Here is a 10,241-nt window from a genome sequence, read left to right on the forward strand (position 1 = left end):
TTACTCTTTACTCTTTACTCTTTACTCTTTACTCTTTACTCTTTACTCTTTACTCTTTACTCTTTACTCTTTCTATTTAAAATTCCCAATTCCTTCTTTTAACCAATGCAAATACTCTTCAGTACTAACATAACTAATTGTAGGTTTTGAAGTGTTTAAGTTGTTACCTTCTAAATCAGTAATAACATACAGTGGTTGCGTATTCGTTTTATATTTTGAGATCATAAAATCAGTCCATTTATCGCCAACAGTAATAATTTTATCTCCGGATTTAGTTACAAATTGCTCTTCTTTTGGCAACTCACGTTTATCATCAACATAAAGAGAAATTAATACTACATCATTTTTTAAGATTGGTAAAACAGCAGGATCAGACCAAACATTGTTTTCCATTTTTCTGCAATTTACACATGCATAACCTGTAAAATCAAGCATAATTGGTTTGTTAATTGATTTTGCATACGCAACACCATCTTCAAAATCGTGAAAAACCATAATACCGTGAGGTCCTAATTCTGCACCATCTGGCAAGCCTTTTATTTCACCAACATTACTACCAATTGAAGCAGTCGAAACTCCAAGTCCCAAAGGGCTTTCACTATACTGCATTGGAGGAGGAAATGCGCTAATTAATTTTAAAGGTGCTCCCCAAAGTCCTGGAATCAAATAAATTGTAAAAGTCAGTACTAATAAACCAAATGACAATCTTCCAACTGAAATATGATTTGATGGACTATCGTGTGGCAAAGTAATTTTTCCGAATAAATAGAATGCCAAAGTTCCAAAAATTGCAATCCAAATTGCTAAGAAAACTTCTCTTTCTAACAAATGTAATTGTAAAACCAAGTCAGCATTTGACAAGAATTTAAACGCTAAAGCCAATTCTAAAAATCCTAAAACTACTTTTACTGTATTTAACCATCCACCAGATTTTGGCAATGAGTTTAACCAACCCGGGAACATTGCAAACAGCATAAATGGTAAAGCCAATGCTGATGAAAACCCTAACATTCCAACAATTGGAGCTATTCCTCCGTTTGAAGCTGCTTCAACCAATAACGTTCCAACAATTGGTCCTGTGCATGAAAACGAAACAATTGCAAGAGCCAAAGCCATAAACAATATTCCAATTATTCCGCCTCTATCCGCTTGTTGATCTGCTTTGTTTGCCCATGAATTTGGCAGCATAATTTCAAAAGCTCCCAAGAATGACGTTGCAAAAACGATCAATATGATAAAGAAAATTAAATTGAACCAAACATCTGTAGAAAGTGCATTTAGTGCATCGGCACCAAAAATCTTAGTTACAAGTAAACCTAATACTACGTAAATAGCGATAATTGAAAGCCCGTAAATAATTGCATTTCTAATTCCTTTTGCTCTGCTTTTACTCTGTTTAGTAAAAAAGCTCACTGTCATTGGAATCATTGGAAAAACACAAGGTGTAAATAAAGCAGCAAAACCACCTAAAAAAGCTAGAAAAAATATCGACCATAAACTTCTTGATGATGATGCTAGAGCAGGAACTTCTTCTTGCGCCGAAATTGCAGCTGGGGCAGTTTTCACTTGTGTTTTTACAGTATCAACTGCAACTGGTTTTATCGTATCGACAGCTAAACCATCAACTTTAGTCTCATCTTTTTTAGCTTCGGCAACGACTGGAACTTCACTCATTTTAAAAGTGGAAGGAATCGCAATTGAGAATTTTTTATTTGAGTTGATACAAACTTCTTTACAAACCTGAAAATCAAAATCAACATCAACCGTTTTTAAATTCGGATTAATAATCGTGATTTCTTGTTCGATATGCGCTTTACCTTCAAAGAAAGTTTCGTTCACACCAAATACATCGTTAAAAGCAGTTTTGGTTTTACCTTCTTTAGCTTTTCCTACTAAGTTATAATTTCCTTTTTGATTTTTAAATGTAATTTCTAACGCAAGCGGTCCTCCTTCAGGAGTAAATTGCGAATACATATGCCAATCTTTTTCAATCGTTCCATCAAAAATTAAAACAGCATTATTTCCTGCTTTCTTTTCAATTTTAGCAGTCCACTTTACAGGTTCCAGGATTTGCGCATTTCCTTTTGCAAAAGCAAACAAGAAAAACAGTAAAAACAGAACGGACTTATTCCAGATGTTTTTATACATTATCGTTTGATGGTGTTGATTAAAGTTCATGATTGTAATTCGATTTTAAGTATTCTATTTGTGGTATTTTCGATTTTAAAGCGTTCGTCCTGTCTAATTCCAACAACCCATACAATTTGGTTGTTTGAACACAAAATCCATGTTTTTTCCTTTTCAATTAGAGATAATTTCTCGTCCTTAAAAAGTTTGCTCACTTTTTTAGACTTTCCATTCATTCCAAAAGGATGAAAAACATCTCCTTCATTCCATTTACGTAAAATCAAAGGAAACTGGATTTTTTCAGCATCGACAAATATAGCTTTATTTGAATCTATAGTTATGTGACCTACGTTACATAGCTTCAAATTTAAGGGAAAATTAACTTCTTTATCTTCTTCATTAATTTCAAACTCATCCTTCTCTTCTATTTCAGAAATGGGACTTAAAATCAATGTTTCTCTATTTTTTAGTAATCTAAATTCAGCCGAAAACACTTGTTTTCCTGACTGTCCGCCAACTAAATCATAAATATCATTCCATGCCAAAAAGCCAAATTCATTAAGCCATTGATACAAGTACGATTTATAATTAGGTAATTTTTTAAGATGATTCAAATCAAAATAAATATCATCTCCAACTTCTTTTGCTACTTGCTGATAAATCATTATTGAAGCATCTTCGACCATTTCTTGCGATTCCTGCAAGTATGATTGTGTTTTTTGGAAAGCATTCAAAAAGTTCGGATTGATTTCTTTTAGTATGGGAACTAAATCATGGCGAATTTTGTTTCTAAGGTATTTGTTCGACGCGTTACTACTATCTTCTCGCCATTCAATCTTATTTTCCTGAGCATAAGTAAGAATCTCATCTCTGGAAAAAGGCAAAAGCGGACGAATAATTTTATCATTTTCCTCGGGAATTCCAGTTAACCCGTCTAAACCAGTTCCCCTGGTTAAATTGATAATAAAAGTTTCCAAATTGTCATCGGCATGATGCGCGGTTAAAATATAATCGAAATTCTTACTTTCTAAAAGTTCATAAAACCAACTGTATCGCAACTCTCGAGCAGCAACTTGCGTTGACAATTTATAATCTTTAGCAAAAGCCTCGGTATCAAATTGAGTAATAAAAACGGGAATGTTATTTTGATCGCAATAGTTTTTAATAAAATTCTGATCGCCAAAACTCTCCAGTCCACGTAATTGAAAATTACAGTGCAAAACAGCAATTTCATATGGTAATTGTTTTAACAAATGCAACAAGACCATACTATCTAATCCTCCGCTTACTGCCAGAAATAGCTTTTTATCTCCCAAAAATGGAAATCTAGACGCAATGTGATTTTGAAATTTTGAAAACATTCGATAAATGTAAAAAATTAAATTCGATCTATTTTTAAATGAAATGTTAAGCGTATTTTTTTGTCACGAATTGCGCAATTTTTTTTTGCCACAGATTAAAAAGATTTACACAAATTTTTTAAAGTCATTTTTTGCCACGAATTACACAAATTAGCGCAAATTAATTTTAATAAAATCTAACTAAATCTGCTTAAATCATTTTAGATCTGCGTGAAACAAAATCATTTTAATCCTTTTAATCTGTGACTAACTTTTACTGCAAAACTTCATGCATTGCTTTAGCTTTTAGTAAACATTCTTCGTATTCGTTTTCGGGAATTGATTGCGATGTAATGGCACTTCCTACTGAAAACGAAACATATTTATTTTCTTGATTGTACAAAATACTCCTAATTACCACATTAAAATCAAAGTCGCCTTCTGGAGTAAAATAGCCAACAGCACCACTATACAAACCTCTTTTGGTTTCTTCCAGATTTTCGATAATTTTCATTACCGAAATCTTTGGTGCTCCTGTCATACTTCCCATTGGAAAAGTGGTTCTTAAAACATCAATTGGCGAATATTGCGGATCTAATTTTGAAGTAATAGTAGAAATCATTTGATGTACTTGCAAAAAAGAATAGATTTTACAAAGTGCTACAACTTCTACAGAACCTTTTTGAGCAGTATGCGACAAATCATTCCGAACCAAATCTGTTATCATAATATTTTCGGCACGTTCTTTTGCATCTGATGCTAAGAATTGTTTTGATTTTTCGTCTTCTAAAGGATCTAAAGATCGCTTTGAAGTTCCTTTTATAGGCTGAGAAATCAAATTTCCCTCCACTTTTTTCAGATAACGTTCCGGAGAAGCAGAAAGTAGATAATGCTTATTATTTTTAAAGAAAACCGAAAACGGAGCTTGCGAAATTGTATTTAGTTTCTGAAATTTCTCTAATGGATTTATAATCGCATTTTCGGCAAAAAATTCCATACAAAAATTAGCTTCATACATATCGCCTTTATGAATATGTTCGAGCATTTTTGTTACTTTTTCAACATATAATTCTTTTGAAATACGTTGTTGTACTTTGACTCCGCTCAGCGTGACAAAGGGTTCGGAATTACTTTCTGTAATCTCTTCAAAATCATCTTCGACCTCATCATCACAAAGTAATAAATATTGAATTTCGAGCTGATTTCCTTTTAATAAAAATATTTTTTTAGGCTGAAAAAAAAACAAATCGGGAAAATCTAAACCATCAAAATTAGCGGATTTTAAGTCTTCAACATCATTTTTTAAATCGTATGTAAGATAACCAAAAAGCCAATCTTTGGTAGTTTGTTGGTATTGTTTTAAATCTTCAAAAGCGTTATGAAAATCGGTTTTTAAAGACGTAAACGCATCCACAGCTAACACACAATCAAAACTAGAATATTCTTGCGGATACGAATTGCTATCCAAAAAAACGATTTCTCGAAATTGTTGCGACCAGCTTAAAAGTTGTTGTTTAAAATGCTCTGGATTTGAAATATGTTTATGAATGGAAACTCTCAAAAATAAATAAATTTTAGAGTCCAAAATTACGACAAAAAAAATCCTTCGATAAAGTAATACTCAAAAAATTATTGGCACACTTTTTAGTATATCGAATTAACACTTATTATTTAAATAGCTTTTTAACACAAAATCCAATATTAATAAAACCAAAAACTTTATTTATCAATCAAATTTTAAAACCTTTATGAAAACAATTGCAAAATTAGGACTAACCTTTGCAGTAATCATCGCATTACTATTTTCTTGTAAAAAAGCTGATAATTCTTCGTACGGAGAATCGGCAGATATGAAAGCTTCCGCAGACAGCACCGCGGTTTCGTCATCGGCAGCAGTAGAGCAAAAGGACAGCAAACAAAAATTTATTCGAACTGCGGATATTAAATTTAAGGTCAAAAATGTCGTCAAGTCCACTTATGCAATTGAAAACGCTACTCAAAAATTTGGTGGTTTTGTTACTTATACCAATTTACAAAGCAATATTCACGATCAGATAAAAACTAAAATTAGTCAGGATAGTACACTTGAAACTACTAAATATACGGTAGAAAATAATATTACTATTCGTGTTCCTAACACGCAACTTGATACGGTAATTAAAACAATCGCCAAACAAATTGACTTTCTAGACTTTAGAGTAATCAAGGCTGATGATGTTTCGCTAAAGATGTTAGCCAATCAGCTTTCGCAAAAAAGAAATGCTGGTACAGAAAAAAGAGTCGAAAAAGCAATTGATTCTAAGGGCAAGAAAATAAATGATATTATGGAGGCCGAAAATACTCTGGCCAATCAAAAAGAAGCTAACGACAATCGTACTATTGATAATTTGTCGTTGCAAGATCAGATTAATTTTAGCACCATCACATTACAACTTTACCAAAACGAAACGGTAAGACAAGAAACAATGGCAAGCGAAAAAAACAGCAATGCTTATAAACCAAACTTAGGTATTCAGATTATTGATTCTCTAAAAAATGGTTGGTACATTCTTGAAACATTATTTGTATTTATTATTAATCTTTGGCCGTTCATTTTGATTGGTTTAGGCGGATTTTTCCTTTACAAAAGATACTACAGAAAATAAGAAAAGTGTTAATAAAGTAGCAATTTAATACGAAAAAAATCGTTATATTTGATATAGCATTGTTATAATCCTAAAATTGGGTTATAAAGATTGTAAAATTCTCAATAGAATAGTTTTACAAATTGATTTTCATTTTATTAGAGAATTCAGATTATTAATTTTTCTATAAATAAAGTATACTTTTTTAACTCATTAAAAATCCTAAGTATTATGAAAATTGCTACTATTATTGTCCGCGTTTTGATTGGTCTTTTACTGCTTTTTGCTTCCATTAGTTTTTTCTTTCACCTAATGCCGGCTGAACCTGTAAACAATGATGATTTTAAGGCTTTTAACACTGGCCTTGTTGCTTCTAAATATTTGATGCCGTTAGCCAAGTCTGTCGAATTGATTTGCGGGATTGCTTTTGTAACGGGACGTTATGTAACTCTTGCCAATATCCTTATACTACCTATTACAATTAATATTTTGTTTATAAATTATTTTATGTCTCCGGAAAAGCTTCCTATTGCAGCTTTATTATTTTTGGCAAACATCTTCCTGATCTACAGATATTGGAATAATTACAGAACGGTTTTCACCAGATAATTTATTCACATTTAAAATAAACAAACCCGATACTCAAAAAGTATCGGGTTCCTTATTTAGCAAAAATCTCAACCTTAAAATCTCTACTAATTTACTTTATTGTGTTTTTACTTTATTGTGTTCTACCCAAACTAAGTCAGAAACTTCAAATCCAATCTCTCTAGCCTTAATCAGAAAATCGGCTTTTATACTTTCCGGAATTGTAGTCTCTCTAGAAAGTATCCACATATATTTTAAGCTTTCGCCGGCAACGAGCGCATATTTATAATTTTCTTCAACTGCAATTACATTGTATCCGGCATAAAATGGACCAAAAAAAGAAACTTTCAACATTCCAATATTTTCTTCTTTAACAAATTTTGCTTTACCAATACTTTGCTCCCATTTTTCCTTTTTAACGTCATAACCTTTATTATCGACTTTTATGGTTCCGTTATCATTTAAGGAATATTCTGCGGTAACATTGTTGAGTCCTTTTTCGTATTTAAAATCCAGTCTCGCAATTCCATACCATTTCCCTAAATATTTTGCTTTATCAAAGTTGGTGACCGCAACCGCTTTTTTAGGAATCGTTGATCCACAAGAATAAAGTGTAAGCGCAATTCCTGCTCCAAGTAAAACCGGAGCTATATATTTACTTTTCATAATGTTATCTTTTAGTTTTATAAAGATAGCATTAGATTAAAATATTTATTTTACAGAATTACAATTGCTTTTTACATTTTTTCGAACCTAAAACAGGAATTTTTTAAAAAGAAAAACCGCTACAAAATGAATTGTAGCGGTTTCCTAAATATAATTTTTACGTAAATTATACGTGTAATGCTCTATTATCTGTAGCTGCCAATGCTGCTTCTTTTACTGCTTCGGCAAAAGTTGGGTGTGCATGGCTCATTCTTGAAATATCTTCAGCAGAAGCTTTAAATTCCATTGCAGTAACAGCTTCTGCAATTAAATCTGCTGTACGAGCTCCAATCATGTGAACTCCTAAAACCTCATCAGTTTTTTTGTCAGCAATGATTTTTACAAATCCGTCAAGATCTCCACTTGCTCTTGCACGACCTAAAGCTTTAAAAGGAAAACTTCCAACTTTATATTCAACTCCAGAAGCTTTTACCTGCTCTTCAGTTTGTCCTACGGCAGCAACTTCTGGCCACGTGTAAACTACACCAGGAATTAAGTTATAATCGATATGTGGTTTTTGACCTGCTAATATCTCAGCAACCATAGTTCCTTCTTCTTCTGCTTTGTGTGCCAACATTGCTCCACGAACAACATCTCCAATTGCATAGATATTAGGAACATTAGTTTGTAAATGATCGTTTACTTCTACTTGTCCTCTGTCTGAAATTTTTACTCCGGCTTTGTCAGCGTTTAATCCGTCTGTGTAAGGACGACGACCCACAGAAACTAATGAATAATCTCCTTCAAGAGTAATTGTTTCTCCCTTTGCATTTTCAGCCTGAACCGTAACAGCATCGCCGTTTCTTTCTACTGATTTTACTTTGTGAGAAACGTAGAATTTCATTCCTTGTTTTTTCAATACTTTAGTCAATTCTTTAGACAAAGCACTATCCATTCCAGGAATGATTCTGTCCATGAATTCTACTACAGAAACCTGAGCTCCCAAACGAAGGTAAACTTGTCCAAGCTCGATTCCGATAACTCCTCCACCAATAATTACTAAGTGTTTTGGAACTTCTTTTAAAGCCAAAGCTTCAGTTGAAGTGATGATTCTTTCTTTATCAATTTTAATAAATGGTAAAGAAGATGGTTTTGAACCTGTAGCGATGACAGTATATTTTGCTTCGATAGTTTCAGATGTTCCATCAGCTTTTGCAACTGCAATGTGCGTTGCGTCTACGAAAGAACCTAAACCATTGAAAACAGTAATTTTATTTTTATCCATTAAGTAGTTGATTCCACCTACGGTTTGATCTACAACTGCTTGTTTACGCGCGATCATTTTCTCTAAATTGATTTTTACATCTCCGGAAACTTCGATTCCGTGATCTGCAAAATGAGCAATTTCAGCATAATGATGAGATGATGATAATAATGCTTTTGAAGGAATACAACCTACGTTAAGGCAAGTTCCGCCTAATGAATTATACTTTTCTACAATTGCAGTTTTGAAACCTAATTGTGCGCAACGAATTGCTGATACATATCCTCCAGGACCTGAACCTATAATGACTACGTCAAATGAACTCATAGTTTGTCTATTTTATTTTTAGCGATACAAAATTAAGGAATAAAGTTTTGTTTAAAGTTTAAATTTCAATGTTTTTTATGTGAAATTTTGAGGAAAGGTTTTACCACAAAAAGTGCTAAGATTTTGTTTTAGAATGTAAATTTTACCGCAAAGCGCGCAAAGGTTTTTCGCAAAGATTCGTTAAGTTTTATTTTTTTTAGTCTCGCAAAGTCGCGAAGTCGCAAAGTTTTTTTTAATACATGATGCTGATTGAATTGCCTCCAGCTTTAGCTGGATGGAAATATTGTCAAAATGAAAAGGCTTTAGCCGAATCTGTTTCATTTGGCTGAAGCCCTTCTCTATCTAAATTTTATTCCTCCAGCTAAAGCTGGAGGCAATTCAAAATAAAACCTTTGCGACTCTGCAACTTTGCGAGATTATTTTTAAAACCTTAGAAACTCATCTTGTGTTAGACGCACTGCTGTGCATCTACGGAAAACCTTTGTTCCTTTGCTACTATAAACCTCTGAACCTTCCTAAAAAATCACCGTCGAATTCTTTACTTCGCTAATCATAAACATACTTTGTGTACTGCCGATATGCTGTAAAGAGGTAAGTTTTGTGACCAGAAATTCTCTGTATTCTTCCATATCTTTTACTAGTACTTTCAGGATATAATCGTAATCGCCACTTACGTGATGACATTCCAGTACTTCGTTGAGTTTAATGACTTCACTTTCGAATTTAGTTAGGAATTCTTTGGTATGCTGAATGAGTTTTAAATGACAGAAAACAACGAATCCTTTGTCTATTTTGGTCTTATCAACCAATGCTACGTAGTTTTTGATAATTCCTTCGCGCTCTAGTTTTTTTATTCTTTCATAAACTGCTGTTACGGAAAGATTGAGTTTTAAGGACAATTCTTTGGTTGTTTTTTTACTATCGGTTTGTAGTAAAACGAGAAGTTTTTTATCTGTGACGTCTAAAATCATTTTTGTGGTATTTGAAGTGAAAAAAAATCTAGCAAATTGGGTTTCGTTATTCAAATTTAGAATAATAATCTTTATAAATAAGTTTTAATAGTTTTAAAATCTAATTATAATCCTCATGCTTGATTAATTTTCTAATTATCTGTTATTTTGAAAAGAATTTCTTTAAAAATGAGAGTCTTAGCCCTGATAGAAGTGGAAATCCTTTTGTGCCGGCGTTCGGCACAAAAGATTGAAACGGATAGCAGGAAATAGCTCCTAAACAATAATACTAACTATGAGGATGAGATTGCTTCGTTCCTCGCAATGACATAAAAATGAAAGACTTTAACCCGGCTGACAAAATTCAGGATTTGCA

The 10,241-nt window shown here is 32.7% G+C and carries 8 protein-coding genes; 2 read left to right on the forward strand and 6 right to left on the reverse strand.

The features are described 5' to 3' along the window. Nucleotides 1–72: 72 nt before the first annotated feature. The 3 genes from IW18_RS20530 to IW18_RS20540 form a co-directional block, all read right to left on the reverse strand. Nucleotides 73–2,178, reverse strand: coding sequence for a protein-disulfide reductase DsbD family protein (locus IW18_RS20530; RefSeq protein WP_052480259.1), 2,106 nt, complete (start codon nt 2,176–2,178; stop codon nt 73–75). After that, complete coding sequence (gene tilS / locus IW18_RS20535) at nt 2,175–3,488, reverse strand: tRNA lysidine(34) synthetase TilS (protein WP_041520045.1); 1,314 nt, start codon at nt 3,486–3,488, stop codon at nt 2,175–2,177. The genes IW18_RS20530 and tilS overlap by 4 nt, the downstream gene beginning before the upstream one ends. Nucleotides 3,489–3,741: 253 nt before the next feature. Next, on the reverse strand, nt 3,742–5,028 hold the full coding sequence (locus tag IW18_RS20540) for an anthranilate synthase component I family protein (RefSeq protein WP_041520062.1): 1,287 nt from the start codon (nt 5,026–5,028) through the stop codon (nt 3,742–3,744). 187 nt (nt 5,029–5,215) lie between these two features. On the opposite strand from IW18_RS20540, the gene IW18_RS20545 reads away from it, so the two are divergent. Both IW18_RS20545 and IW18_RS20550 read left to right on the forward strand, forming a co-directional pair. Next, nucleotides 5,216–6,112, forward strand: a complete 897-nt coding sequence (locus tag IW18_RS20545) for a DUF4349 domain-containing protein (RefSeq protein ID WP_041520046.1) — start codon at nt 5,216–5,218, stop codon at nt 6,110–6,112. Nucleotides 6,113–6,322: 210 nt separating this feature from the next. Next, on the forward strand, nt 6,323–6,700 hold the full coding sequence (locus tag IW18_RS20550; protein WP_041520047.1) for a DoxX family membrane protein: 378 nt from the start codon (nt 6,323–6,325) through the stop codon (nt 6,698–6,700). 96 nt (nt 6,701–6,796) lie between these two features. Here the strand turns inward: IW18_RS20550 and IW18_RS20555 are convergent, their stop codons facing one another. From IW18_RS20555 to IW18_RS20565, 3 genes are all read right to left on the reverse strand, one after another. Then, entirely contained in the window at nt 6,797–7,345 is a 549-nt protein-coding gene (locus IW18_RS20555; RefSeq protein ID WP_041520048.1) for a lipocalin family protein, read from the reverse strand. A 166-nt stretch (nt 7,346–7,511) separates the two neighbouring features. Continuing rightward, nucleotides 7,512–8,915, reverse strand: coding sequence for a dihydrolipoyl dehydrogenase (gene lpdA, locus IW18_RS20560; protein WP_041520049.1), 1,404 nt, complete (start codon nt 8,913–8,915; stop codon nt 7,512–7,514). 515 nt (nt 8,916–9,430) lie between these two features. Next, nucleotides 9,431–9,886 (reverse strand): Lrp/AsnC family transcriptional regulator, encoded by a 456-nt coding sequence (locus IW18_RS20565; RefSeq protein ID WP_041520051.1) that lies wholly within the window; start codon nt 9,884–9,886, stop codon nt 9,431–9,433. Between the last annotated feature and the right edge of the window lie 355 nt (nt 9,887–10,241).

The sequence above is a fragment of the Flavobacterium hibernum genome (genome assembly GCF_000832125.1).
In the GTDB taxonomy this organism is placed as follows: Bacteria; Bacteroidota; Bacteroidia; order Flavobacteriales; family Flavobacteriaceae; genus Flavobacterium; species Flavobacterium hibernum.

Coding starts and splice junctions, on each gene's coding strand:
- IW18_RS20545 (WP_041520046.1), top strand. CDS start 5,216: ATGAAAACAATTGCAAAATTAGGACTAACCTTTGCAGTAATCATCGCA.
- tilS (WP_041520045.1), bottom strand. CDS start 3,488: ATGTTTTCAAAATTTCAAAATCACATTGCGTCTAGATTTCCATTTTTG.
- lpdA (WP_041520049.1), bottom strand. CDS start 8,915: ATGAGTTCATTTGACGTAGTCATTATAGGTTCAGGTCCTGGAGGATAT.
- IW18_RS20550 (WP_041520047.1), top strand. CDS start 6,323: ATGAAAATTGCTACTATTATTGTCCGCGTTTTGATTGGTCTTTTACTG.
- IW18_RS20565 (WP_041520051.1), bottom strand. CDS start 9,886: ATGATTTTAGACGTCACAGATAAAAAACTTCTCGTTTTACTACAAACC.
- IW18_RS20555 (WP_041520048.1), bottom strand. CDS start 7,345: ATGAAAAGTAAATATATAGCTCCGGTTTTACTTGGAGCAGGAATTGCG.
- IW18_RS20530 (WP_052480259.1), bottom strand. CDS start 2,178: ATGAACTTTAATCAACACCATCAAACGATAATGTATAAAAACATCTGG.